This is a genomic window from Xanthomonas sp. BRIP62409, assembly GCF_003992965.1.
GTDB classification, from domain to species: Bacteria; Pseudomonadota; Gammaproteobacteria; order Xanthomonadales; family Xanthomonadaceae; genus Xanthomonas; species Xanthomonas euroxanthea.
Genome location: NZ_QEZJ01000020.1, coordinates 136149 through 163046 on the forward strand (window position 1 = coordinate 136149; position 26898 = coordinate 163046).

Annotated in this window: 21 protein-coding genes; all 21 read right to left on the reverse strand. The window is 68.0% G+C overall.

Going from position 1 to position 26898, the window contains the following annotated elements:
• Window positions 1-166: 166 nt before the first annotated feature.
• Window positions 167-1321, reverse strand: coding sequence for an N-acetylglucosamine-6-phosphate deacetylase (gene nagA / locus EO170_RS09815; RefSeq protein ID WP_126944486.1), 1155 nt, complete (start codon window positions 1319-1321; stop codon window positions 167-169).
• 2 nt (window positions 1322-1323) lie between these two features.
• Window positions 1324-2352, reverse strand: coding sequence for an SIS domain-containing protein (locus tag EO170_RS09820; protein WP_119129598.1), 1029 nt, complete (start codon window positions 2350-2352; stop codon window positions 1324-1326).
• A 5-nt stretch (window positions 2353-2357) separates the two neighbouring features.
• A complete protein-coding gene (locus tag EO170_RS09825) occupies window positions 2358-3425 on the reverse strand; it encodes a LacI family DNA-binding transcriptional regulator (protein WP_126944489.1) in 1068 nt (355 codons plus the stop codon).
• Window positions 3426-3465: 40 nt separating this feature from the next.
• The gene (locus EO170_RS09830) at window positions 3466-4743 is read right to left on the reverse strand and encodes a sugar MFS transporter (RefSeq protein ID WP_104583815.1); all 1278 of its coding nucleotides are present in this window, start codon (window positions 4741-4743) and stop codon (window positions 3466-3468) included.
• A 46-nt stretch (window positions 4744-4789) separates the two neighbouring features.
• Window positions 4790-5512, reverse strand: coding sequence for a GntR family transcriptional regulator (locus EO170_RS09835; RefSeq protein ID WP_164739039.1), 723 nt, complete (start codon window positions 5510-5512; stop codon window positions 4790-4792).
• Window positions 5513-5768: 256 nt separating this feature from the next.
• Window positions 5769-6935, reverse strand: a complete 1167-nt coding sequence (locus EO170_RS09840) for a heparan-alpha-glucosaminide N-acetyltransferase domain-containing protein (RefSeq protein WP_126944492.1) — start codon at window positions 6933-6935, stop codon at window positions 5769-5771.
• Between the two features lie 121 nt (window positions 6936-7056).
• Window positions 7057-9480, reverse strand: coding sequence for an alpha-N-acetylglucosaminidase (locus EO170_RS09845; protein ID WP_126944495.1), 2424 nt, complete (start codon window positions 9478-9480; stop codon window positions 7057-7059).
• On the reverse strand, window positions 9477-12371 hold the full coding sequence (gene galA / locus EO170_RS09850) for a beta-galactosidase GalA (RefSeq protein ID WP_126944498.1): 2895 nt from the start codon (window positions 12369-12371) through the stop codon (window positions 9477-9479). Before galA ends, EO170_RS09845 begins: the two co-directional genes overlap by 4 nt.
• Window positions 12372-12554: 183 nt before the next feature.
• On the reverse strand, window positions 12555-15263 hold the full coding sequence (locus EO170_RS09855; RefSeq protein ID WP_126944506.1) for a TonB-dependent receptor: 2709 nt from the start codon (window positions 15261-15263) through the stop codon (window positions 12555-12557).
• 725 nt (window positions 15264-15988) lie between these two features.
• The gene (gspN, locus tag EO170_RS09860) at window positions 15989-16699 is read right to left on the reverse strand and encodes a type II secretion system protein N (RefSeq protein WP_126945384.1); all 711 of its coding nucleotides are present in this window, start codon (window positions 16697-16699) and stop codon (window positions 15989-15991) included.
• A 5-nt stretch (window positions 16700-16704) separates the two neighbouring features.
• Window positions 16705-17181 carry a type II secretion system protein GspM gene (gene gspM / locus EO170_RS09865; RefSeq protein WP_126944509.1) on the reverse strand — a complete coding sequence of 159 codons (477 nt, stop codon included), beginning with the start codon at window positions 17179-17181 and terminating at the stop codon, window positions 16705-16707.
• Complete coding sequence (gene gspL / locus EO170_RS09870; protein ID WP_126944512.1) at window positions 17178-18266, reverse strand: type II secretion system protein GspL; 1089 nt, start codon at window positions 18264-18266, stop codon at window positions 17178-17180. The genes gspM and gspL overlap by 4 nt, the downstream gene beginning before the upstream one ends.
• The gene (gspK, locus tag EO170_RS09875; protein WP_126944515.1) at window positions 18263-19255 is read right to left on the reverse strand and encodes a type II secretion system minor pseudopilin GspK; all 993 of its coding nucleotides are present in this window, start codon (window positions 19253-19255) and stop codon (window positions 18263-18265) included. The genes gspL and gspK overlap by 4 nt, the downstream gene beginning before the upstream one ends.
• The gene (gene gspJ / locus EO170_RS09880) at window positions 19252-19875 is read right to left on the reverse strand and encodes a type II secretion system minor pseudopilin GspJ (RefSeq protein WP_126944517.1); all 624 of its coding nucleotides are present in this window, start codon (window positions 19873-19875) and stop codon (window positions 19252-19254) included. The genes gspK and gspJ overlap by 4 nt, the downstream gene beginning before the upstream one ends.
• Complete coding sequence (gspI, locus tag EO170_RS09885) at window positions 19872-20252, reverse strand: type II secretion system minor pseudopilin GspI (RefSeq protein WP_126944519.1); 381 nt, start codon at window positions 20250-20252, stop codon at window positions 19872-19874. The genes gspJ and gspI overlap by 4 nt, the downstream gene beginning before the upstream one ends.
• Entirely contained in the window at window positions 20236-20718 is a 483-nt protein-coding gene (locus EO170_RS09890) for a GspH/FimT family pseudopilin (RefSeq protein WP_126944522.1), read from the reverse strand. Before EO170_RS09890 ends, gspI begins: the two co-directional genes overlap by 17 nt.
• A gap of 27 nt (window positions 20719-20745) precedes the next feature.
• The gene (gspG, locus tag EO170_RS09895) at window positions 20746-21210 is read right to left on the reverse strand and encodes a type II secretion system major pseudopilin GspG (RefSeq protein WP_126944525.1); all 465 of its coding nucleotides are present in this window, start codon (window positions 21208-21210) and stop codon (window positions 20746-20748) included.
• A gap of 28 nt (window positions 21211-21238) precedes the next feature.
• A complete protein-coding gene (gspF, locus tag EO170_RS09900; protein WP_126944528.1) occupies window positions 21239-22435 on the reverse strand; it encodes a type II secretion system inner membrane protein GspF in 1197 nt (398 codons plus the stop codon).
• On the reverse strand, window positions 22422-23909 hold the full coding sequence (gene gspE / locus EO170_RS09905; protein ID WP_241239410.1) for a type II secretion system ATPase GspE: 1488 nt from the start codon (window positions 23907-23909) through the stop codon (window positions 22422-22424). The genes gspF and gspE overlap by 14 nt, the downstream gene beginning before the upstream one ends.
• Before the next feature lie 4 nt (window positions 23910-23913).
• Window positions 23914-25995, reverse strand: coding sequence for a type II secretion system secretin GspD (gspD, locus tag EO170_RS09910; RefSeq protein WP_126944534.1), 2082 nt, complete (start codon window positions 25993-25995; stop codon window positions 23914-23916).
• The gene (locus EO170_RS09915) at window positions 25992-26804 is read right to left on the reverse strand and encodes a type II secretion system protein N (RefSeq protein ID WP_126944537.1); all 813 of its coding nucleotides are present in this window, start codon (window positions 26802-26804) and stop codon (window positions 25992-25994) included. Before EO170_RS09915 ends, gspD begins: the two co-directional genes overlap by 4 nt.
• Window positions 26805-26898: the final 94 nt, after the last annotated feature.

A 26898-nucleotide genomic window follows, 5' to 3' on the forward strand; every position in this document is an offset into this window, starting at 1 on the left:
GCTGCATGCCGTACGCGAGCTGCGACATCCCACCCGCCGGACGTGGCGACGAGGGGCACTGCGGCCGCAGATTGCGCGCAACAACCGCGGTGGTTGAACAACACATGCGGCGTCGCGCAGTCATCAAGCCCGCTTGACGCGGGCGTCTGCGGCCCGGCCGATATGCTTACGCGCCCTGCCCGGCCACCCAGGTGCCGAGCACCTGCACATCGGCATCCACCAGCACCAGGTCGGCCTGGTAGCCCGGTGCGATGCGCCCCAGCCGGTCGCCCAGGCCGATGCATTGCGCAGGATAGGTCGATGCCATGCGTGCGGCTTCGGCCAGGTCCACGCCCAGCCACTGCACGCTGTTGCGCACTGCGGTGGCCATGTCCAGCGCCGAGCCGGCCAGGGCGCCGTCGGCATTGCGCACCACGCCGTCCACCGCAGTGATGGTTTCGCCGTACAGGTCGAAGCTGGGGCTGTCGGCACCGACCATCGGCATGGCGTCGGTGACCAGCAACAGCTTGCCGCGCGGCTTGGCGGCCAGCGCCAGGCGCAGGCTGGCCGGATGCACGTGCACGCCGTCGACGATGATGCCGCACCACACAGCGGAGTCTTCCAGTGCGGCGCCCACCGCGCTGGGCTCGCGCCCGGTCAGTTGCGACATCGCGTTGTACAGATGGGTGAACCCGCTGACGCCGGCGGCAATGCCAGCGTGCGCCTGCTCGTACGTCGCCGCCGTGTGGCCGGCGAACACGATCGCGCCACCGGCGACGAAGGCGCGGATGTCGTCCAGCGGCACGCGCTCGGGCGCGAGCGTGATCAGGGTGACGCCGTTGTCCAGCGAGGTATCGACGGCAATCTCGTGCGCGTCGGGCAGGCGGAACTTGTGTGCATCGTGGGTGCCCTTGCGCGCCGGGCTCAGGTATGGGCCTTCCAGATGGATGCCGAGCACGCCGGGCACGCCTTGCGCGATGGCCTGGCGCGTGGCGTCGATCGCCTCGGCCATGACCTCGGCGGTGTCGCTGATCAGCGTCGGCAGCATGCCGGTGGTGCCGTAGCGACGATGGGCTGCGGCGATGGTGGCCAGGGCCTGCGGGTCGCGCGCGTTGTTGAACAACATGCCGCCACCGCCATTGACCTGGATGTCGATAAACCCGGGCAGCAAGGTGCCGCCACCCAGATCCACGCGCGTATGCGCCTGCGCAACACGCGCATCGTCGGCCGCCACGATCGCCAGGATCTGCGTGCCGGCCAGCAATACGGCCAGTCCATCCTGCAGGCCGTCGTCGGTGAGCACGCGTGCATTGCATAACGCCTGAATCGGGGAAGCATCCATGTTCAAACGGTTTCCGTGACCTTGTTCAAATGCGGCGGCAGATCGGGATTATGGCCGCGCTGCAGGGCCAGCGCGTTGATCGCGCGGTAGAAGCTCTGCACGGTCAGCAGCGGTGCGCTGGCCGGATGCACGGCATCGACGAGCGGCAGATCGCCATCGGGCGCGGCCAGCCACACCTGTGCGCCACGGGCGCGGAACTCTTCGGCCAGCGCGCGCGTGCCCGCGCCGGTTTCATCCGGCTGCGCAAATACCAGCACCGGGAAGCCCGGCCCCACCAGCGCCATCGGGCCATGCTTGACCTCGGCCGAGCTATACGCTTCGGCATGCAGGCCGCAGGTTTCCTTGAACTTCAGCGCCGCTTCCTGCGCCGCGCCCAGGCCCAGACCACGCCCGAGCACGAACAGGTTGTGCGCAGGCACCAGGCCGGCGGTGAGTGCGGACCAGTCGGCCTGCCAGGCGCTGCGCAACTGCTGCGGCAATGCATCCACCGCCGCGAGCAGGGCCGGGTCGTTCTTCCACACCGCGCCCAGGTGCAGCACGGCGGCCAGTGAGGCGAGATAACTCTTGGTGGCGGCGACACTTTTTTCCGGGCCGGCGCCGAGCGGGATCACCACCTCGGCCAGTTGCGCCAGCGGCGAATCCTCAACGTTGACCAGGGCGACCACGCGCGCGCCGGCCGCCTTGGCGGCCTCGGCATTGCGCAACAGGTCCGGGCTCTTGCCCGACTGCGAAATCACGATATACAGCGCGCCGCGCAATTGCAGCGGCGCTGCATAGACCGAGCCCACCGACGGCGATGCAGAGGCCGTCACGATGCCGAGCTGGGTTTCGAACAGATACTTGGCGTAGGTTGCGGCGTGATCGGAACTGCCGCGCGCGCAGGTCACCACGAACGGCGGCGGCGTATCGCGCAGCGACTGCGCGAGTGCAGCAACGGTGTCGGCATTACGGGCGAACTGTGCGGCGACCACGTCGGCAGTCTGCGCCGCCTCGCGGAACATCAAGGTCTCGGTTTCGGTGGGAAGGCTCATCAGGCTCAGGCGGATTCGGGGGGAAAGGATTTGGCGGCCGGCGTCTGCGCCGGTGCGGTGGAACCGCGCACCACCAGCTGCGGCACGAAGCCGCGGTTCTGCAGTTGCGCGGGCTGGTCGTCGTAGGCATCGCTGCGCAACTGGCTGATCAACAGGCGTGCGGCATGCCGCGCGATGTCGTCGGTGGCCTGCTTGGCGGTGGTCAGCGCCGGCCAGGACTGGCGCGAGAACGGGCTGTCCTCGAAGCCGGCGATCGACAATTGGTACGGCACGTTCATGCCGGTGGACTTGGCCGCGGCCAGCACGCCGGCGGCGATTTCGTCGTTGCTGCCGAAGATGGCGGTCGGCGGCTCGCGCAGCGACAGCAGGCGGCGCGCGCCACGGAAGCCGTCGTCGAAGGTGTAATCGCCGGGAATCACCAGGTGCTTGTCCAGGGTGATGCCGTAGTCCTTCAACGCGGCTTCGTAGCCCGCATAGCGCTCGCCACTGGAGCGGTGCTGCGGGCCGCCCCACAAAAAGCCGATGCGCTGATGGCCCAGCTGCACCAGATGCTCGGTGATCTCGTAGGCGGCAGCACGGTCGTCGATATACACGCAGGGACCATCGCCCGGATCGTCGGTGGCGGCGATGATGCGCACGCTCTTGATGCCGCGCGCGGCCAGGCCGGCCATCAGCTTGGGGCGTTCGGACATCGGTGCGGTCAGCACCACGCCGGCCAGCCGCGAGCGCTGCACCCATTCGGCCAGTTCCTCGGCCAGCAATGGCGAGGTGGAATCGCAGGGATGGATCTGCAGGCCGAAGCCGGTCTCGCGACAGGCGGCCAGCACGCCATTCTGGATGCCGATGATGTGGTACGGGTTGGGGTTGTCGTAGACCAGGCCGATCACGAACGGCGTGCCGCTGCGCAGGTTGCGCGCGGACGGATCGGGTTCGTAGTCCAGATCGGCGATGGCGCGCAGCACGCGCGCGCGCGTGGCCTGCATCACCGAAGGTTCGTTGTTGATCACGCGCGACACGGTCTTCAACGAGACCTTGGCGCGCTCGGCGACATCTTTGATGGTGGGCCTGCGCATGGGTGTACCTTGTTCGTCGGAACGCATCATGCCGCCCGGTTCACTTGGCCTGGGCCGGCAGGCCCACACGGTAACCGCGCAGCGAATAGAACAGGATGTACAGATAGCACGGCACCATCAGCGCAGCGAACACGACCTGGAAGTCGTAGTGCTGTTTGAGAATGGCAAACAGCTGCGGAATGATCGCGCCGCCGGCAATGCCCATGACCAGCAGTGCCGAGCCGATCTCGGTGAAGCGGCCAAGCCCGCGAATGGCCAGCGGAAAGATCGCCGGCCACATCATGGCGTTGGCAAAACCGAGCGCGGCCACGAAGCCCACCGACACATAACCATGGGTCAGCAGCGCGCCCAGCGAGAACAGCACGCCCAGCACCGCCGACACGCTCAGGTAGCGCGCCTGCGAGATCACCCGCGGGATCAACACCAGGCCGGCGAGATAGCCCAGCAGCATCGCGCCCAGCGTGTAGGAGGTGAAGATCTTGGTGCTGTCCAGCGGCAGATCGAAACCGTGGCCGTAGGTGCCGATTGCATCGCCGGCCATCACTTCCACGCCCACATAGACGAACAGGCACAGTACGCCCAGCCACAGATGCGGGAACTGGAAGATGCTGGACTTCTGCACGCCAGCCGCGCTGCCGGGCGTGGCATTGGCCTCGGAGGCCCGCAGCTCCGGCAGCGGCGAGAACAGCACGCCGATCGCCAGCAACAGCAGCACGCCGGACATCACCAGATACGGTGCGTGGATCTTGGCGGCGAAGGCGGTGAGCAGTTGTTCCTTGGTGCCGGCATCGGCGCTGGCCACCTGCGCGGACAGATCGCCGATGCCGTGCAGCACCAGCGAACCGATCAGGATCGGCGCCAGGATGCCGGCGATCTTGTTGCAGATACCCATCAGCGCGATCCGCCGCGCCGCGCTTTCGATCGGCCCGAGGATGCTGATGTACGGGTTGATCGCGGTCTGCAGCAGCGCCAGGCCGCTGCCGATCACGAACAGGCCGCCCAATGCGCCCGGATACCAGCGCTGGGTGGCGAACTGGCCAAAGCCGGCCGCGCCCACCGCCATCACCACCAGGCTCAGCGCAAGCCCCTTCTTCATGCCGGTGCGCTTGAGGATCCACGACGCCGGCAGCGCCAGGAAGAAGTACGACAGGTAGAACACCATCAGCACCAGGAAGGCATTGACCTCGTTGAGGTCGAACGCCAGCCGCACGAAGGTGATCAGCGGCCCGTTGATCCAGGTGAAGAAGCCGATGATGAAGAACAGCACGCCGACGATGGCGATCGAGACAACGGGATTTGCGGGCCTGGCGGTAGTCATGGATCGGCGGGCTCTTGAGTTGTCGGTTGGGGGGCGCCGCGCTGGATCAGCGACGCAGTTCGGCGACGAAATCGTAGAAATCGTTGTGGCAATAGGTGTCGGTCAATTCGATCGCACTGCCGTCGCGCGCATAGCCCACGCGCACCACGTGCAGGATCGCCTCGCCGGTCTTCATGCGCAGGTGCTCGGCCAGCCGCGCGGGCAGATTGATCGCGCGGAAATACTGCAGGGCGCGCACCACCGGGGTGCCCTGTGCATCCAGATAGCTGTAGAGCGAATCGCCGATCTGCTGCGGGTCGGCGACGATGCGTTGCGGCAGCACCGCGTGCTCGTAGGCCATGACGCGCTCGTCGGCGCTGCGCAGGCGGGTGAGCGAGGCCACCGCCGCGTCCGGCGACAGCCCCAGGCGCAGGATCTCTTCGCCATGCGCCGGGCGCAGCCGCCGCTCCAGCCAGCGGGTGCCGGGCTCGTAGCCCTTGATACGCAGCGTCTCGCTGAAACTGGTCAGGCCGCTGAGCTGATGCTGGATCTGCGTGGTGACGAAGGTGCCGGCGCCCTGCCGACGCGAGACCAGGCCCTGTTCGACCAGCACGTCCACGGCCTGGCGCAGGGTCACCCGCGAGATCTGCAGCCGCTCGCACAGCTGGCGCTCGGCCGGCAGCGCTTCGCCGGCCTTCCACTGCGCGCCGCGGATCTGCTCGTCCAGCTTGCTCGCCAGTTGCAGATACAGTGGCGTCGGCGCGGAGGCATCCAGCGTCAGCGCGTCCATCCGGGGGTCGGTGTCCGTCCTGGCTTCGGTTTTCGGTTTGGCCATTGCCTGTCCTCCGGACCGACTTGGATTCGTTAGGTCCAATATAGTACCAATTTGCCTGCAGCGCATTAGCCGCAGTCGGCCCCGGCAGCGTGGCGGGCGCTGACCTGCGGTCCAGCGGCCCGCTGACACGACGCCGTGGTAGACGCCCGCTTCCCGTCACCGGCGCATGCAGGCGCCCAGTGGCTGCGCCATCGCCTGGCTTGCGATGCCGTCACAGCCGCAGGTACCAGCGCCGCCGGTCCATCCACCAGCCCACGCCCCAGCACAGCAGCGTGTAGCTCAGCGCGCACAGCAGCGACCCCAGCGGGCCCGGCGCGATGGTCTGGAACACGCGGATGCCGGCCCAGGCGTACAGGTCCAGGCCGGAGCTGCCGGCCGGCAGCAGCCGCAACACCACCACGAACAATTCGGAGAACAGATAGATCGCCAGCGGGTTGCGCCCCAGCACGGTGAAAAAACCGCTGCCGCCGGTCCAGCCACGCAGCTCCAGCAGGTAGACCAGTACGCCCAGCGCCAGCAGATCCAGACCCACCGTGCAGGCGACGAAGGACCCGCTCCAGAGCTTCTTCGACAGCGGCCAGGCCGGGTGCCAGAGCAGCGCCAGCAGCACCAGCCCCGCGCCCGCCAGCAGCATGCTGCGCGTGGCGGCAGCGGTCTTGCCGTGCCGCTGCAGGAAGCGCCCGCTCAGATACCCGGCCAGCACGTTGACCGTGGCCGCCAGCGTGCCGAGCAGGCCCTCGGGGTCGAAGCCGTCATCCTTGCGATACAGATGCGCGCGCCCGTACAGCCACAGATCCAGCCGGGTGCCGGCATTGCCGGTCTTGCTCAACTCCGCGCCGGGCTGGCCGAACGCATACAGCGCTGCCCAGTAGCCCAGCAGCAGCGCCACGCAGACCGGCGCGATACCGCGTGGCGGCAGATAGCGCACCAACAGCGCCGCGAGCAGGTAGCACAGGCCGATCCGCTGCAGCACGCCGGTCAGGCGGAGTTGATCGACCGCCGTGAACGCCCAGCCACCGTCGGGTTGCAGATGGAAGAACGGAAACCAGTACATCAGCACGCCGCACAGCATGATCAGCGCGGCGCGCCTGCCCACACGGCCGAGGAACTGCCGATGCGGCATGCGGGTGGCCAACGCAAAACTCATTGCGCTGCCGACGGCGAACAGGAACGAGGGAAACACCAGATCGGCAAGCGTGACGCCGAACCAGGCCGCATGGGTCAGCTGCGCGTACGGCTGTGCACCCGGGCCGGCGGTGTTGACCAGGATCATCAGGAAGATGGTCAGGCCGCGGAAGACGTCCAGCGACAGGAAGCGTTCGCGCGTCGGCGGTGTGGTTGCGGTGCCAGCTGCAGCAGGGAATGGGTATGCGCTCATCGCAGCTCCTTGCCCAGTGACTGCCGATGGGGACGACATGCATAGGTGCTGCCTATGCCCTGCGTCCTTGCATCGGCGCTACTGCGCTCCTGCGCGAGCATCAGGTGCAATGCGGATCTGTTCATTGCGCAGTTCCTTGCGTGGCGCTGTGCGCGGCGCCGTGCGCAATTTCTTGCACGTTGCCCTGGTCGAAGCCTTGCGTCGCGTCTTGCCTGGCGCTTCCCGCTGCGTTCTGCACGCCATCCTGCGCATCCACCTGCGCCAGCAACGTACGCAGCAAGGCCAAGGGATCGCGCGGTGGCTGTCGCTTCGGCAGCGCGTCCTGCTCGGCCCATTGGCCTTCCCAGGCTGCAAGCTGCGTGTTGACCGCCGCTGCGTCGAACGGCGTGCCGGCCTTGCGCGCGGCGCGGTACGCGCGCAGAAAGCGTGTCCAGCGCTGCAGATAGAAATCCGCGTACATGCCCTGCCACGCCTTGGACGCGTAATCGGCCAGGTTGCCGTCGCCGCCCCAGATGCTGACCTGCGCACGTGCATTGCCGACATAGGCGCGACGCAATGCGGCATCGTTGCCGGCGGCCGCGGCGGCCTGGCCGGTCCAGTCGGCCAGGGTTTCATGCTGGCCGCCGACCAGTGCATCCAGCCCCTGCACCAATTGCGTGGTGCGCGCCAGCAGCGCATCGCCACGCGCGAACTCGCCGGCGTCGTAGGCCTGCACCACCGCCTGCAATTGACGGTCGGCATGCAGGCTCAGGTAGTGCCGCGCGTCTTCGATCAGGTCATAGCGGTACAGCGGTGCATCGGCATAGCGGCCGGCCTGCTGCAGCAAGGCATCGATGGCGCGGCGCAGGCGTTGCGGGTCGCCGGGGCGGTCGTCGAAGCCGACGATGTCGGCGGTCGGCCGCTTGAACAGCAGATACGCACCGGCACGCTTGTTCCACCAGCGCGGCGACCAATAGCGGGTCTGGTAGATGCCTGCTTCCAGATCCGACCAGGCCTGCAGCAAGGCCGTATCGCTGCGGCCGTAGCGCGCGCGGGTGTATTGGGTGAGCCATTGCGACCAGGACTGCTGCGGTCCTTCCCAGGCCAGCGCGTAGAGATACTCGTAGACCACCGAGTTGCTGTGCAGCCCTTCCGGGAACACACCGAAGCCGCGCAGATTGCGTTTGTCCGGATCGGCCAGCAAGGCCTGCAGATCCTGCCGATAGAACGCAAAGTCGCCATACAGCGGATTGCTGGCGCCATAGTTGTGCACGTAGCCGTAGATCCACTGCTTGTTGTCGAAGGCCTGCGAAGCCTTCCAGGTGCCGGGATAGCGGTCGTTGCCGATGTCCAGCACCATCAACCGCGCATCGGGCCCCTTGTCGAGAAACGCGGCGATCGCCTGCGGTTGCCAGAACGCTCTGTCGGCACCGAACAGCCAGCCCTGCATCACCCAGGTGGCCTGCGGGTTGACCTGCGCGATCGAGCGATACAACGCCTGCCCGTACTCGGCCAGGCGTGCGTCGCGTTGCGCTGGCGGCACGGCCTTGGCACGTGCAGCGTCGGAGTTGGCGATGCTGTCGCCGTACCTGGCGGCGGCCACGTCGCTGCCGTCGTCGGCCACCGGCGGCAGCATCTCGTTGAAGGCGTCGGCCAGATAGAACTCGCCTGCACCGTAGGCCTGCGTGTACAGCTCCAGGAACCGCCGCGCGACCTGGGCAAACAAGGGATCACGCGGATCCAGCCAATAGGTTTCGTGGAAGCCTTCCCAGGCGCGCATGCGGTAGATGCGCGCGTTGGGATGCGCCTGCGCGAATGCCTTGGGCACGTAGCCGGCAAACGCCGGCAGCACCGGCTGCATACCCAGCTCGCGCATGCGGGTGAGGATCTGCGTCTGCAGCACGCGCTTGCTGTCGATCCAGTGCTGCGGCAGCGGCGCGCGATAGCCTTCGATATTGCCCATGCGCTGCCACGGGGTGAACGCGGGGCCGGAGAAATACTCCGCCAACGCGTCATCGCCCACGCCGAACTCGCGCCACAGCGCCTGCCAGATCGCCTCCTGCCCTTCCATCGCCAGCGGCATGTCGATGCCATGCAGCGCCATCCAGTCGATCTCGCGCTGCCAGCGCGGCCAGTCCCAGAACGGCGTGGTGTAGCCGTAGGTGCAGGTGTTGAGATAGGCGCGGTGGGCAAACGGCGTGCGCACCTGGCCGCTGCGGTAGGCCGGCCATTGCGCCGGCAGCGCCACGCGGTCGCCTTCCCAGCTCATCGAGGCCGCGCCGGTCTGGCCGAGATACGCATAGGCCCCACGCGCCAATGCCACCTGCGAGGAGCCGGCAATGCGCACCGCATCGCCACCGGCGTCGATGCGGTACCAGTCCGCGCCGTCGCCGCGCGGCGCCATCGTCATCTCGAACTGTGCGGCGCGCGGGCCGATCAGGCGTTGCAGTACCGCCTGCGCGGGCGGTGCGGCCAGCACCAGATGCGGAATGGCGAGCAACGCGCCCAGCACGGCGCCGGCAAACAGGCGCACAGACGTCGACGGGAAAAACGGTGAGGCAATCATGGCGAGTTCCCGTAGTGCACGGTGACGACGTCGTGGAATCCAAACGGCTGATCGGCAGCGACCTGCAGGATCACCGCCAGCGTGCGCGCGCCGGTCGCGGGTGCAAGCGTCACGTGAATCGGCGTGCCGGCAGGTGCCTGGGCAACTGCACGGCCATCCAGAAATACCTGTACCGGCCCGCTGAGACGACCCAGGTCAAGCATGCCGCCGTGGGTTTGCACGCCCTGCCACGGCGTGAACTCGGTGCGGTACAGCACGTAGCCGGCGCGTTCGGGTGCGGTTTCCAGCGTGCCGGGCAGCGTATTGCTCCAGCTGTTGTTGTCGTTGGGGCGGCGCGGCAGATCCGGCGCCGGCGGCTGCGCGAAGGCGGCGGTGTGGCGCCAGCTCTCGACCACCATCACCGGCGCCACGATCGGCACCATGGCTGGCAGCGGCAGCGCCGCGCACGCGATCTCGAGCACCGCATCGCGCAAGCCTGCGCTGCGCGCCTGCAGCCGTAACACGCCTGCGCCACGCCCGGCCTGCACGATTGCCTGCGCCAACCCGTTGAACAAGGCCACCTGCGTGCCCTGATCGGGCGTATGCGCATTCGGGTCGCCATTGCCGACACCCAGCAAGCGGCCACCGCTGATCTGCAGCGTCAGTGGTGCATTGCAATCGGGCACGTGGCGGCCTTGCGTATCCAGCGCTTCCAGGGTCACCGGTTGCGCATCGCGGCCATCGCCGCGTAGCCGGGGGCGGTCCGGCGTGAGCCGCAGCGCGACCGCCGCGCCGGTGGTTTCCACCCGCGTTCGCGCCACCTCGCGGCCATCGCGCCAGGCCACCGCTTCGAGTACGCCCGGCGCATAGTCCACCTGCCACTGATTCATCTGCGCCCGATCCACCATCTGCTTTCCCAGCGAGCGGCCGTTGAGCCACAGCTCCACCTGCGCGGCATTGCAGAACGCCATCACCTTGATCGGCTGGCCTTCGCGGCCTGGCCAGTTCCAGTGCGGCAACAGGTGCAGCACCGGCGCATCGTCGATCCACAACGCGCGGCGCAACCAGTAGGCACCCTTGGCAAATCCGCATTGGTCCATGATGCCGAAGAACGACCCCACCGACGGCCACTCGAACGGCGTGGGTTCGCCGCGATAATCGAAGCCGGTCCACACGAAGCTGCCGGCGACGAACGGACGTTCGGCAATCAGCTGCCAGGCGCGGCGGTGGGTATTGCCCCAGTCCGCGGCCAGGCTGTCGTCTTCGGCCACCACGTGCGCATCCAGGTCGGTGAACCACGCCCCGCGCGTCTGAAACGCACTGGTGTCCTCGCTGGACAGCATCGGCGTGCGTGGCCGCGCGGCATGCACGCGGTCGTAGTTGGACTGGCGGTAGTTGAAGCCGAGCACGTCCACTACATCGGCCGCGCCGCGGGTGGCGAACATGCCGTCGTTCATGCCGGCAGTGATCGGGCGACTGTCGTCGAGCGCACGCACCGCGCTGGCGGCGCGCGCGATGATGGCGTAGCCGGTGGCGGTGCCCTGCAGCGGCTCTTCGTTGAGCAGCGACCACAGGAACACGCTGGGATGGTTGCGCTGGCGCCGCACCATGCTGCGCAGCAGCGCCACATACTCGGGTGCGGGATTGAACAGCCGGTTCTCGGCCATCACCAGCATGCCGAGCCGGTCGCAGGCCTGCAGCAGTTCCGGTGCCACCGCGTGATGCAGGCGGATGGCATTGCAGCCCATCGATTTCAGGCGCTGCAGGCGAAACGCGTGCAAGGCATCGGGCAGCGCCACCCCGACGCCGGCATGGTCCTGATGCAGACAGACGCCCTTGATCTTGAGCGGGCGGCCATTGAGGAAGAAGCCGTTGTCGGCATCGAAACGCAGGCTGCGAAAGCCGATTTCGCACCCGGCACGGTCGCTGCGGCCGTCTGCGCCACTCACGCTGGCCTGCACGCGATACAGCACCGGCGTGTCCACGCTCCAGCGCTGCGGCTGCGCCACCGCGACGCTGACCGTCGCCTGCGCGGTGCCGAATGCAGCCACGCGCAGTTGCGTCTGGCCACTCGCCACGACAGCACCGTTCGGGTCGCGCAGCGCCACATCCACCCACGCCTCGGCAGGCCGTTCGCCGCTGTTGACCAGGTCCAGCTGCACCGGCAGCTGCCAGACATCGCCAGCGCCTTCGCGCGGCACCGCCGCCAGGCCGTCGCCGGCGATATGCAAGGGCGCACGCAGCACCAGCCAGGTGTGCCGGTAGATGCCGCCGCCCTCGTACCACCAGCCATCCATGGCCTCGGCATCGACGCGGATGGCGATGCTGTTCATGGCATTGCCGTAGCGCGCGACCGGCGTGAGGTCGATGACCAGCCCGGTGTAGCCGCTCCAGCTGCGCGCCATCAGCATGCCGTTGACCCACACGGTGGCATGGCTGGCGATGCCGTCCAGACGCAGTTCCACCGCCTGGCCGCGCGCGGACTCGTCCAACCGCAGCGTGCGCCGGTACCAGGCAATGCCGCGCGGGCGATAGCCCTGCGCGATATTGGCGTCGGCGCGCACCGTCTGCTCCACCACGAAGTCGTGCGGCAACTGCAGTTGCCGCCAGCCGGTGTCGTCGAAGTCCGGTGCCGCCGCGCCCCAGGCGCGGCCGGCCTTGGCGTTGTCGTAGGTCTCGTCTTGCGCAAGCAGGCGCGGCAACGGCAGATCGCCGGCATGGAAGCGCCAACCTTCGTCCAGATCCAGCCATTGGCCAGCGTCATCGGTGCTCGCTGGCGGTGGTGCAGGATGCGGCATGCCGCCGCTACCAAGGCGCGTCGTTGCGGCGCTCGCGGCGCCTGGCAGCAACGCCGGCACGCCAAGCAGCGACGAGGCGCAGACGCTGCCGGCAAGGAACTCACGCCTGCGCATGACAGCGCCCGCTCGACTGCGCTGCAGGCATGCGATGAGGGGCGCGCGGCGCAGCCACTTCCGCGGCCGCAGCATGGCACGCGCCCATCCCCCCTGCGGCGTTGTACTGACCAACGGCGTTGCACTCACCCCTGACCGCCGCACGCAGCGATGCACGGCCGCACCACGCTTGCTCGCCCGTCATCACAGCATGTCCCACTGCATCGACAGGTAATAACTGCGACCGGTGACACCGGTCATCTGCCAGCGGCTGGCGATGTCCTTGTACGCCTCCTCGGTGCGGTTGGTGAGATTCAGGCCACCCAGCTGGAAGCTCAGCGTGTCGTTGACCTGGTAGCCAAGCACCGCATCCAGCTGCGTGCGCGCCTTCATGGTGTGGCCTTCGCGCGCGAAGAAGCTGTCGCTGCTGTCCTGTTCGTACTCGCTGCGGTGGTTGAGCGAGACGCGCGCCGAATAATGCGTGCTCTCCCAGTACGCGGTGGCGTTCCAGGTCTGTTCGGACAGGTTGCGGATCTGGAAGTCGGTATCGCGCTGCGGAATCACCCGGGTGAAGTTGGTGGTCACCCCGAAGCCGTCGATCGGCAACCAGGCGTCCAGCGATTGCGTCCAGCCCAGTTCGTAGCCGCGGATCTTGACCTTGCTCGGGTCGTTGGTGGTGGCGGTGATCTCGTAGATATCGCCGCCGCTGTCCACGCAGTCGCCGGCCGCGTTGCTGGACAGCGCAGTGCCGTTGAAGGCGGCCGGGCAGACGATGCTGTTGAAGGTGCCGTTCTTGATGTTCTTCCAGAAGCCGGCCACGGTGAGCGCGCCGCCATTGCCGTAATACCACTCCAGGCTCAGGTCGGCCTGGTCGGCAGTCAGCGCCTTCAGATCGGTCCGGCCCTGGGTGACGACATAGGTCGTCGTGCCGCCGGTATTGGTGCCGGTGGAAATGGTCGAGGCGATGGCGGTATTGCTGTCCAGGATCGGCCGCACCAGGACCTTGGCGGCGGCAAAGCGCAGCAGCAGGTCGTCGCGCATGTCCAGCACCAGGTTCAGGCTGGGCAGCCAGTTGGAATACTCGTACGGCGCACGCGCGGTGCCGATCACCACATTGGCATCGTCGCTGGCGGCCTGCGCCTGGGTCAGGTAGGTGTCGGTGGTGCGCTTGGTGTTTTCGTAGCGCAAGCCGAGATTGCCGCGCAGGCGCATGCTGCCGATGTCGGTGTCGATGCGCGCCATCGCATAGGCCGAGGAAATGTCGTTCTCGATGCTGTAGCTGCTTTGCGGCGCGAACAGGACCGGCACGCTGATGCCGGCGGCCGCCAGCGAGCGCGCGTAGGCGGCGATATCCGGAGTGACCCAGCTGTCCTGCGAGGCGAGCTGCCTGTCGAGGAAGTTGCTCACCGTGCTGTTGGCGGCCGACAGTTCCGGGAACATGTCGAAGCCCGACACGGCACCGGTCCTGAGCAGATACAGGAAGTCGCGCCGGCGCACATCGCGCTCGAAGGTCTCGCGGCGGTACTTGGCGCCGAAGCGCACCGCATTCAATGCACCCAGCTCCAGATACCGTTCGGCATCCAGCTGCAGCGACCATTCCTTGTTGCTGAGCGACTGGATGGAACCGTTGGGGTACTCGCTGCGCACCAGATTGGCCTTGTCCCAGGCGCTGGCATCGGTGGCGTCGGCATCGGTGGTCAGCGAGATCGCGTCGGGATTGGAGGTGTCCAGCAGCGTCGCCGACGGAATCCGGCCCAGGATCGCGGCGCGCTCGTTTTCGTCGGTCTTGCCCTGGGTGTAATTGGCCGCGCCACTGAGCGTCCAGACATCGCCCTTCCACTTGAAGTCGTAGGTGAGCAATTGCGTGGACAGGTCGTGTTGTTCGATCTGGCGGTTGTTTTCCAGCCAGTAGTCCGATGCCGCCACCTGCGTGGCGGTCAGCCCATTGGTCTGCAGCACCGTCAACGGAGTGCGCTCGAACGAGTACACCAGCTGGTTCATGTCGTTGGCGGTCTTGTCCTGCGAATACAGCGCAGTGAGGTTCATCTCCAGCTGGTCGTTGGGCTTCCACTGCAGGCCGCCGTTGAACATCTTGCGGGTGGTCTCGCGCTCGATCGAGCGATAGCGCGGGCGACGCGGGATGTACAAGCTGCCGGCGTCGGTGTCCTGCGTGTACCAGCGGTCGATCCACAAATAATCGGCGCGGTCCTTGAGCTTCTGGTAGCCGGCGCTGAGGAACACGCCCAGCTCGCCGCCACCGGCCTTGAACTGGTCGATATAGGTCAGCACGCCCTTGGGCGTGGGCGAGCCACCGGCGAACTCCGCATATTGCGTCTTGGCCGAGAACAGCAGCTTGGTCTGCTGGTAGTCCAGCGGTTTGGTGGTGTTGATGTTGACCGTGCCGGACAGGCCACCGGCGTCCATGTCCGCCGACGGCGATTTGATCACCTCGATCCCGGCGGCCACTTCCGGCTGGATGATGTCGTAGCGGAACCCATCGGTGAAGTCGGCGCTCTTGATCACCTGGCCGTTGATGGTGGTGGCCGAGTACTGCGGGCCCAGGCCACGCACGCTGATCGTGGAGCCGCGCCCGTTGATGGTGGAGATCTGCACGCCCGGGATGCGCTGGATCGCCTCGGCGATGTTTTCGGCGGGAAACTTGCCGATGTCCTGCGCGGAGATGCCATCGGTCATGCGCACGTCGTCGCGCTTGTTGTCCATCGCGGTGATCAGGCTCTTCTGGTAGGAGCTGGTGACCTTGACGGTGTCGAGCTGGGAAATCTGCGCCGATGCCGCCGGCGGCGATTCCTGCGCCTGCGCGTTGGCGCCGCAGGCAAGCAGCGACAGCGCAATGGCCAGGGACAGCGAGGAGGGCGAACAACAACGCAACGCGGCACGCGGGACAGGTGACATGGGAGATCCTGAGGTGGAATGGCTGGACGACGACGCGGCTGGCATTCCGATCGATCAGCGCTGACAGATCCCGGCGTTGGGCAACCCACCCACGCGCGCACAGGCCACCAGTCCCGGACGTCCGGAACCGCCTGCGATCTGTTGTCTACGAGCACCCCGTACGGCCCCCCGTGGGTGCCGATGCCGTCTCCCTCCCAGGACGGTCATCGCCTGCCATTGCTGATCAACGGCCCTGACTGGCAAATACCAATTCAGTGGATTTGATTCTTATGGTCTTTAAAAGATCCTGTCAACAGTCACTGTCGAAAGCGTTTTCCGCCCGGCCGGGATCGCGCGCCAAGGCCTGTTTTCAAAGACCTTCGACGGTGCGTGCAGGATCGTTTGGGTGCGGCGCGGGTATCGTTGTCACAGGACCAGTCGCCGACCAATCGTTGGTAACCAGACCAATTTCTCGAGGATCCGGCGGTAGCCGATGCAGCGGAAGCATTGTGGGTGGCATCACAGTCCAGTGCCGCGCGCTTCTACGTCATCGAGGGCGGCATGCCTGCCGCGTCGCCGCAGCCACGCCCTGCAGCGATGACTGCAAGCCGCGCCAGGGCGACAACGATGTCAGCGGACTGGATAGAAGCGGCGCTGCGTTGGCCGGGACAAGGACACCGGCCGTGCCCATGCACGCGAATGGTGCAGATGGAAGATCGCGCCACGCCCGGCGAGCAAAGCTGCGCTCAGCGCAGTTGCCCCTGGTCGACGCGCAGCAAGGTGCGCTCCGGGGTGGCGGCAAAGCCCAGCAGTTGCAGGCCCACGCCCAGCACCGCGTCCTGCCCCGGATCGACACGCGACTGCAGCTGCCAGCGTCCATCGCCCCACAGCTGCAGCTGTGCATCGGCCTGTACGCCGGCAGGCAGCGCGGCGTCGGGCAGCAGGGTGAGCACGGCGGTGTCGCCCACGCAGCGCGGCTGTCCGGACAGGCGCAACGGCGGTAGCCCGTGCAGCTCGCCCGCCCCACTTGCCAGCACTTGCAGGCCAACCCGCCCAGCTGCCTGCACGCAGCCGGTGGCATCGAACAACAGATCCACCTGCTGCAGCTCCAATGCCAGATCGATCAACGCCATGCCCGCTGGCTGGCGCAACAGCAACTGGCCCTGCGCATCGCGGATGCCGTGTTGCGCGCCATCCACCAGCAGCAGTTGCAGCTGCGTGGCCTGCAGGTGCACCTGGCGCTCTCCGCGCACCAGTGGCCACAGCCGCGGCCGTACCGTGACATCGCCGAAGGCGATGCCTTGCCATTGCACCTGCCGCAAGGTGCCGGCCCATACCGGCCCCTCCACGTCCAGCGCCGAGAATGGCAGGCCCTCCCGTGGCAGCACCAGGCGCAGCGGCAGCCATGCCAGCAGCGCGACACCCACCATCAGCAGGAAGATCAGGATCCAGCGCAGGCGCGTCACGGTGCAGGCTCCGCAAACCCGCAGCGTACCCGGAGTTGGCCCTGGTCGCGCACGATGCGCAGCTGGGTCGGCACCAGTCCATGCGCCTGGCGCAGCCGCTCCAGCCAGCCGAACAAGGTGACGGCACTGACCGCATCGATCTGCACGTCCACCCCACCCGCTGCATTGCGTTGCTGCGAGGTGATGCTGACGCCGGCATCGCGTGCACTGCTGGCGATGCGCTCGGCCAATGCCGCGGTGCCCGGCGCGGTGGCACGCTTTCTTGCCGATGCCTGTGCAGATGCATCGAGCACCAGCTGCGCCGCAACGGCATAGCGCGCCTGCGCCTGGGCGTGCCAGTGCTGCAACGGGGTGTAGAGCGCGTACCAGCCGACAAACGCGGCCAGCGCGGCGCACATCACGCCCAGCATCAACCGCTCGCGCGGCGCGCGCGCCTGCCACCACTGCGTGCTGCGTTGCAGGCGTGCATTCATCGCACTGGCTCCAGTGCGAACAGTGTCCGCATGCGCTCGTCTTCGGTCTGGCTACTGCCCGGCTGCAGCTGCCATCCTGCTTCGGCCAGCCGCGCGGACAGCTGTTGCAGGCTGGCGCCATCGCTGTGCAGCAGTGTGCCGCGCAGCGGCTGCGCGGCCTGATAGTCGAGCTGGTCCAGTTCCGCCGCCGGAACGGCATCGACCGCTGCGAACAGGCTGCCGAGCTGCACGGCCAGGGCATCGGCGGCCGCACCCGCGTGCCGGCGTGCCTGCAATGCGGCCGGTACCGCCGCCGCATCGCGCACGCCCAACTGCGCGGCGGCGCGCGATTGCAGCAGGCGCGCGCCGATTTCGTAGCGCAGTGTCTGTGCCAGCACCAGCACCAGCGGCGACAGCAGCACCAGCGCGGCCAGCGCCGCAAGACGGCGCGTAGTGACCGTGCGCGCAGCGGCCGGCCGCGCAGCGAACGCGTGTTGCAGCAGGTTGATCGGTGCGCGCGTGGCGCCTTGCGCAAGGCAGGCAATGGCGTGCGCGGTGTCCTGCGCTGGCGGCTGTGCAGGCGCGCGCGCCCCCAGCAGCATGCGCGCGGCCTCCGGCTCCAGGCTGCAGGCCAGGCCTGCGCCACGGATCAGCCAGCGACCGTCCCAGTCCACCACTGCCGCCGCAGCGTCCGCGCCGGGCTCCAGCAACAGGCAATCGGGCACCACCGCATCGGGGACGACGCCCAGCTGCGCTGCGCGCGCCAACCACTGCTGCATCGTTGCGCCATCCACCGCAGCGACCAGGCGCGTGCCATCAGCCTCGCTGCGATCGGCGATCACCACATGCAGGGCCGGCGTCTCCACAGCCAGATGTTCGGCCAGTTGCAGGCGCGCGGCCGCTACCGACTGCGCGATGCTGCGGCCGGGCAGGCTCAGCCAGCGCAGATGCACATCCACGCCCGGCACCACCAGCACGCTGCGTGCGGACGGTTCGTACGGCGCGCTGGCCACGCGCTGCGACAGTACCTGGCCATGCGCGTCCACACGCACGGCAATCGCCGGCGCAGTGGCATCGGCGGGCAGCAACAGCAAGCTGGTACTCATTCGTCGAAACTCCATTGACGCGCCACCAGCCGCACGCGCCCTGCAGGGTCTTGTTGCAGCAAGGCATCCAGCATCACCTGCGCGCCTGCATGGTCGACCTGGCTGTAGAGCGAGAAGTAACTGGTGCGTAGTGCGATCTGTTCCAGCACCGCATTGGAAGGCTCGGCCTGGATCAGCGCAGGCTGGCTCAGGAAGGTCCTGACGTCACGCCATCCTGCGGCCGGCCGCGCGGCGATGACGCGGCGCGCGGCCGGCAGTTCCAGAACGCCTTCGGTCAGTGCCACCAACACCGGCGCATCTTGCGGGCGCAGCGTATTGATATTGATCGGCGACAGGCGCGCCTCCGGCAATGCACACACATACGGCCGCAACTGCGCGATCAGTTGTGGCGTGTAGCCGGCGATGGCGCGCAGTTCGCCGACGCCCGCCAGCAGGGTCGCACCGGTGCGTCGCGGCACTGCCAATTGCAGATAGTGTGCGTCTTCGGCCCCCTGTGCGCCGGGTTGGCTGTCGCTGTCGATCCAGTCCACCAGCGCATCGGTCAGCGCCTGTGCTTGTTGCGGTGCGATGCCCAGCACGTCCAGCAAGGCGCGGTACTGGCCTGCGCCGTCGTCGCTGCGCTGCCATTGCTCGGGCGCACCGGCGACCACGCTGTTGAGATTGAAGCAGCCGCCGCGATCGCGCAGGCGCACGCTCACCGTGCCGTCGTCCAGCGGGAAGATGATCGGCTGATCGTTCCAGCCGCCTTCCAGTGTGGTGCGCATCGGATCACGCCTGGCCAGTGCCTGCAGGCGCGCGCGTGCGACGGTTTCGGTGCCCAGCGCATACCACTGCGCCTGTGTCATCGCCTCGCCGTTGCCGGTGCGACGCAGGCCAAAGCGCAGATCGTCCAGCACCGCAACCATCAGCAGCGTCATCACCGCCACCAGCAACAACACCGTCAGCAGTGCGACGCCACGTTGCTGCCTGCGTGCATTCAAGGCCGTCATCCGCGCCCCTCCGGCAGCAGGAACAACTGGCGTACGCGGCCCCATTGCTCCAGGTCCAGCTCCAGCGCGATCGCATCCGGCAGCGCGTCGAGCCCCCCGCTCCAGCCATCGCTCCACTGCGCGCGATAGTGGAACCCCACCACCGCCGAGCGCACGCCATGCAACACCACCTGCGGCGTGCCGGCGACCGCACCGTCGAGGGCCGGACGCGCACTGCGCTCCAGGCGTCCGTCGACCAGGCGGTATTCCACGTATTGCAGCGACGCGCGCGGCGCCTGATCCGGATTGCTCCAGCCGCGTCGCACAAAACCGAACAGGGGCCCGGGCACACCGGGCGGGCTTGCGACGAACGCGGTGCGTGCAGCGCCGCCCTCGCTATTGCGCGTGCGCCGCACTGCGGCCTGCTGCAGGTCGCTGCGCAGCAGGCCATGGGCAAGCTGGAACTCGCGCACCTGCTGCAGGCGCGCACGCACGGCATCGCGCTGGTCGATGCTCTGCCGCATCACCACCACCGCCGCCACTGCCACCAGCGCAAACACCGCCAGGGCGACCAGCAGCTCGATCAAGGTGAAGCCCACGCTGCCACGGACACCCCCTGCGCTGCGACGCGCGCGGCTCATTTGGCACTCCGCAGCACGCTCAAGCTGGCGAGTTCCTGCGCCTGCGCTGCGGCCCGCACCCGCACCTGGATGCGCACGATGCCCGCAGCACCGGCCGGCATCGACTGACGCTGCCAGTCCCAGCTGCGTCCGCCCAGCGTTTCCTGACCGTTGGCCGGTACCAGTGCTGCGGCCGTGGGCGCGAGCATCGCTTCGATCGCCTGGTTTTCCGCCACCACCGCGGCCAGCGCACGCTCTTCCAACACCACCGCGGTACGCGTGCTTTCGCCGGACACGTTCAACAGACCGACCACGGCCATGCCGAAGATCGCCAGCGCGACCATCAGTTCGAGCAGCGAGAATCCGGCGCAGGCATGCGGGTTACGGCCGTGGGGCATCGACCCGTACCACGCCGGCGGCGTCCACTACGACCTGCAGCTGTTGTTGGCCGTCGGCCAGCGCGATGCGTTGCGGCGTGGCCGCACCGGTGGGGTCGAAGCGCACGCTCACCTGCGTACCGCCCACCGGCATCTGCGCCTGCACGCCGGCAGGCCAGCGCATCGCGGCGAAAGGTTTTTCATCCAGCGGCACCCAGCGTTGCTGCGCCTGGCGGCGGAATGCATAACCACCGGCATCGATGCTCACCTCGACCATGCGCAGGCTCAGGATCGCCTCGTCGCGGGCATTGCCCAAGGCACCGGCCAATGCATCGGCCTGGTCGTGCAGGTCGCGCCGCGTATCCGGCAAGGTCAGCACCACCAAGGTGCTGGCGAGTGCGGTGATCACCAGGACGGCGAGCAGTTCGAGCAGGGTGAAGCCGCGCGCCTGCGCCCGCGACGCACATGTCCGTGCTTGCCTTGCCATGGCCGTTTGCGCGAGCACTGTTGCGACTCAGCGCCAGTTGCCGATATCGGCATTGTCGGCGTCGCCGCCTTCGGCGCCATCGGCACCGAACGAGTAGACGTCAAAGCCACCACTGCGGCCCTGGCGGCGGTATTGATACGCATGGCCCCACGGATCTTCCGGCAGGCGGCGGATATAGCCGCCCTGGCGGTAGCGCTCCGGCCGGGTCAGGCCGCTCGGCGCGGTGAGCAAGGCCTGCAGGCCCTGTTCGGTGCTCGGGTAGCTGAGGTTGTCCAGGCGATAGGTTTCCAGTGCCTGTTCCAGCACAGCCACGTCGGCGCGCGCTTTCTCGACCATGGCGCGGTCCTGGCTGGGCATCACGTTGATCATCACCACCGTGGCAAGCAGGCCGATGATGACGATGACCACCATCAACTCGACCAGGGTGAAGCCGCGCAGGCGCGTGCGCGCGGTGAGCGAGCCAGGGCGTGCGCGGGAATGGATGGGCTGCATGACGGTCTCCAGGGATAAGCGGCCGCGCTCAACCAAGCGCGAGGGTGTTGAATTGCAGGATGGGCAGCAGGATCGACAGCACGATCACCGCCACCACGCCGCCGAGCAGCACGATGATGGCCGGCTCCAGCAGGCTCATCGCCGCGGTGGTGAAGGAGGCGAACTCGCGCTCCAGATAATCGGCGGCACGTTCCAGCATCGGCGCCAGGCGCCCGCTGTTTTCGCCGCTGGAGGCCATGTACAACAGCGTCGGTGGAAACACGCCGGCGCGCTTCATCGCCGCGGCCAGGCTGCCGCCCTCACGGATCGCGGTGACCATGCTGTCGGTGGCCAGTCGCAAGGCGCGGTTGTCGACGGTGCGCGCGGCGATCATCAGGCCTTCCATCAGCGGCAACCCGCTGTTGACCATGATCGCCAGCGTGCGTGCCATGCGTGCGGCGTGCAGGTCGCGGATCAACCGGCCGAGCAAGGGCGCACGCAGCACGGCGCGGTCGGCCGCCAGGCGCAGCTGCGGGCGCTTGAGCAGGCGCAATGCGGCGATCACCGCAATGACCAGTGCCGCCAGCAGCGGAATGCCCGTGTGCAGCAGGAAGTTCGACACGCCGATCACCGCGCGCGTCAGCAGTGGCAATGCGCGGCCCATCGAATCGAACTGATCCACCACCTTGGGCACCACGAAGGTCATCAGCACGATGACCACCGCACCGGCGGTCAGGGCCAACGCAGCCGGATAGACCAGTGCAGACTGCAGCTTGCTGCGCACCTGCGCCTGCCGCTCCAGCAGATCGGCCAGGCGCTCCAGCACCTGCGGCAACGCGCCGGCGCTTTCGCCGGCGGCCACCATCGCCCGATACAACGGCGGGAACGCACTGCCCTGGCGCGCCATCGCGTCCGACAGGCGGAAGCCTTCGACCACCAGCCCATGCGTCTGGCTGGTGACCCGGCGCACGCCGCGACGCTCGGACTGCGTGCCGATGGTGCGCAGCGCTTCCTCCAGCGGCGCGGTCTCCACCAGCGTGGCCAGCTGGCGGGTGAACAGCACCAGATCCTTGCCGCTGAAACGCGCCGGACGCACGCTGCTGGCCGCCACCGCCGCCTCCACGCGCACCGGCACCCACTGACGCTGCTCCAGTTGCGCGCGTGCACCCTGCGCCGAGTCGGCGGTGATCACGCCCTGGCGGCGATGCCCGTGCAGATCGAGCACGGTGTAGTCAAACCGCGGCATGCGCATCGTCCTGCTGGCGGGTCACCCGCAGCGCCTCTTCCAGTGTGGTGAGGCCTTGCAGCACCGCTGCACGCGCGGCATCGCCCAGGCGCGGTGCGCGTGCGAAGGCCACCGCCGCCAGGGCATCTTCATCGGCGTTGTCGCCGATCAGCCGACGCATCGCATCATCCACCGCAATGGCTTCGTAGACGCCCACGCGCCCGGCGTAACCGCTGTGATGGCAGGCCGCGCAGCCCACCGCGCCGTAGAGCGTTGCATCGGCCGGCGCCTCCAGCATCTGGCAGGTACCGGCATCCAGCGGGCGCGGGGCGCGGCACTGCGTGCACAGGCGCCGCACCAGCCGCTGGGCCAGGATCAGCCGCAGGCTCGATGCGAGCAGGAACGGTTCGATGCCCATGTCGCGCAGGCGCGTGACCGCGCCCACCGCATCGTTGGTGTGCACGGTGGACAGCACCAGGTGACCGGTCAGACTGGCCTGCACGGCGATCTGCGCGGTCTCGGTGTCGCGGATCTCGCCGATCATCACCACGTCCGGGTCCTGGCGCAGGATCGCGCGCAAGCCGGCCGCGAAGGTCATGCCCACACGCGCGTTGACCTGGGTCTGGCCGACGCCGTCGATGGCGTATTCCACCGGGTCCTCCACCGTGAGGATGTTGCGCGAGCCATCGTTGAGCAGGCTCAGCGCCGCATACAGCGTGGTGGTCTTGCCCGAGCCGGTCGGCCCGGTCACCAGCACGATGCCGTTGGGCACCTGCAGGGCGCGCTGCACGGTGTGCATCACCGCCGGTGGCATGCCGAGCTGGGCCAGCGACAAGGTGCCCTGCTCCTTGTCCAGGATGCGCAGCACCACCCGCTCGCTGCTGCGCGTGGGCAGCGTGGACACGCGCACGTCCAGTGCCTTGGCACCCATCACCAGCGACACGCGGCCATCCTGCGGGATGCGTTTTTCGGCGATGTCCAGCCGTGCCATCACCTTGACGCGCGACACCAGCAACGGCGCGATGCGTCCGGGCAAGGTGGCCGCTTCGCGCATCACCCCATCCACGCGCAGCCGCACGCGTAGCCGCGATTCGTAGGATTCCAGATGCACATCCGAGGCGCCCAGGCGCGCGGCCTCGGCGATGATGCCGTTGATCAGGCGGATGATCGGCGCATCGTCCTGGCTGTCGAGCAGATCGGCGGTGGGGATGTCGTCGATCAACGAATCCAGGCTGCCGTGCAGGTCCAGCGCCTCGACCTGCACGCCCTGCTCCATGCCGGCATCGGCATAGATCTCCGACACGTGCCGGTCGAACACCGACGGTGCCAGGGTGCGGACCTGCAACGGCAGGCCCAGCGCACGCCGCAGCTCGATCAGGGCCTGCACATCGCCGCCTTCGCGCAGGCCGATCTGCGCGGCGCTGTCGCTGCCGAGCAGCACCACGCCGTGGCGCTTGGCGAACGCATAGGAAATGCTGGCGCGCGCAGTGTTCATGGCATCAGCGCTGCACGGGACGCGCGCCGGGCGCAGGCATTGTTGCCGGTGCCGGCACGGCCGACGATGGCACGGCCGGTAGCTGCGGCGGCTGCGCGCGCAGGTAGTCGCGCACCAGTGCATCGAGCGCGGCTTCCGGGTCGCCATCGGCCAGCTGGCGATCGCGCAGGTAGCTGTAGCGCGGTGCGGTCATGCGCTGCGCATCGGCCGCGTCGCGGATGATGGTCGGGCGGATGAACACCATCAGGTTGGTCTTGTCGCGGTTGCGCGACTTGTGCCGGAACAGCGCGCCCAGCCCGGGCACATCGCCCAGCAGCGGCACCTTCTCCACGGTCTGCCTGTCGTTCTGGTCGAGCAGGCCGCCGAGCGCGACGATGGCGCCGTTTTCCACCACCACGCGGGTTTCGATCTGGCGCTTGTTGAATACCAGCTCCGACGACTGCGCGCTGACCGGCCCGGCAATGGCCGAGACTTCCTGCTTGATCGCCAGGGTGATGCCGCCGGCGGTATTGATCTGCGGGCGCACTTCCAGCTCCACGCCCACGTCCTGGCGCTGGATGGTGCGGAACGGGTTGTCGTTGGCCGCGCCCAGCACTTCGCCGGTGGTGATCGGCACTTCCTGGCCGACCAGGATGCGTGCCTGCTCGTTGTCCAGGGTCATGATCGACGGGGTGGACAACAGGTTGGAGCCGGTGTCGCTCTTGACCGCATCGATGATCATGCCGAACACCGCATCATTGCTCTGCCCGGCCAGCCCGATCAGGCCGCCGCTCAGGCCCAGCAGCGATTGCGCGGCCACATTGCGCGCCTGTTCCAGCACCGAATCGTCGTCGCCGTTGTTGCTGCGCGTGCCGGCCGCTGCCGCGGCCAATGGCACGATGCCCGGCGACGCGCCGCTGTACTGCGTGGCGATCAACGGCACCGTGCCATTGCGGCCGGCCAACAGCAGCTGCACGCCCAGGCGCTTGGCCGCGGTGTCGGAAATCTCCACCACGATCGCTTCGACCAGCACCTGCTCGCGATGCACGTCCAGCTGACGGATCACATCCATCAAGGCGCGCTGGGTTTCCGGGTCGGCATTGATGATCAAGGCGTTGGAGCCGGGGTAGCGCACGATCACCGGGCGCTTGCCGGCGGCCGGCGTGATCACCTGCGTCTGTGCAGCGCCCGCAGCAGCGGCGGCCACATCCACCGCGTTGGAGCGTGTGTCCTGCCCGGGCTGTGCCTCGTTGCCCGGGGTCTGCCCGACCAGCTGCTGCAATACCGGCAGCAATTGCTCGGCGCTGGCATGCTGCAGCCGCACCACGCTGACATCGCCGCGGCGTTCGGCGCGCCCGTCCAGATCCATCGCGGTGCGTACCACCCGCTGCACCAGCGCCGGGTCGCCGCGCACGATCAGCGAATTGCTGCTTTCCACCGGCAGCACCGACAGCACGTTGCTGCGCTCGCCCCCCTGCCCGAACAGCGAGGTCAGCGTGCGCGCCAGTTCCTGCGCGGAGCTATTGCGCAAGCTCACCGTGTCGATCGCCGCACGGTCGGTGTCGATCTGCGCGACCAGGCCGCGCACCCGGCGCAGATTGTCGGCGTAGTCGGCAATCAACAGGCTGTTGCCCTGCGGCATCGCCATGATCACGCCGCCACGGCCGATCAGCGGCTTGAGAATCTCCGCAGCGCTGCGCGCATCCACGCGTTGCAGGGTGAACACCTGCGTGGCGAATCCCAGGTTGCCGTTGGCGGCGCTGGCCGGCTGCTGTGCAGCGGTATCGTCGGGAATGATGCGGTAGGTCGACGGCCCGCTGGACACCGCGATCAAGCCATTGGCACGCAAGACCGCCAGCAGCATGCCGAGCAGGTCCTGTTCCGACATCGCCTGCGCACGCGCCACGTTGACCGTGCCCTGCACGCGCGTGTCCACGATGAAGGTGATGCCGGTGGCACGCGACACGTCCTGGATGAAGGCCCGCAGGTCCACGTCCTGCAGGCGCACGGCCGGTGCGTCGGCGGCATGCAGCGACACCATCGGCACCGCCGGCAGTGCGAGCAACAAGGTGGCCGAAAGCAGCCATGCGGGGCGGGCAGCAGTCATTGCGGGCGCTTCAAGGTCATGGTGTGGGTCTGGCCGTCGCGGCGGTAGGTCAGCGTGGCCGCCTGGCCATCGCGCAGTTCGTCCTGCAACTCACGCAGGTGTTCGGCATCGAGCGTGCGGCCATTGAGCTGGGTGAGCACATCGCCTGGGGCCAGGCCGGCCTGGCGCAGCAGCGCACCATCGCCGCGCGGCATCACGGTGAACCCGCTGCCGTCCTCGCTTGCACGCAGGCCGGCGCTGGTGAGCAGCTGTTGCGGGTCGACAGCCATTGCCGTGGCCGTGCCAGCCGCTGCGCCGACATTCGACATCACCGCAGGTGCGGCGCTGGTGGCTGCTGCCGCGCTCGTTGCTGGCGAGGGGGGTGCCGACGACGCTGTGGATTCCACCAAGGCCAGACGTCGCACGCCACCACCGGTACGCAGCAGCACGTGATCGCTCGCGATCGCCTGCACCGTCACGCCAGCTACCACGACATCGCCGATGCGATACGCGCCTTGTCGGCCGTCGCCGCTGCTCAGGAACGCGGCTGCTTGCGCGCCACCCGCGCGGACGCCATGCAATACGATGCCGTCGCTGCCGGCCTCCGGAACGCTGCGATGGAACACATCGCGGCGCAGTGCGGGCAGCTCCGCATTCGCGGGCGCGGCGACCTGGGCGGTGCCCAGCGGCCCGATCGGGGTGATCACCACCCACAACACGCGCGCGCATTGCAGCGCCAGCAACGCGAGCAGCACGCAGGCCACCGCGCTGCGGCCACGCGCCGACATCAGGGGTTTCAAGGAGGGCAAAACGCGCTGCAAAGCGGACATCCGTCTCGGGATTGCGGTCGGATGACAGAATGCGGCCGCAATGTGTCAGTTCGAAGAAAGTGATGACACAGGCCGACACACGGCAACACACCCG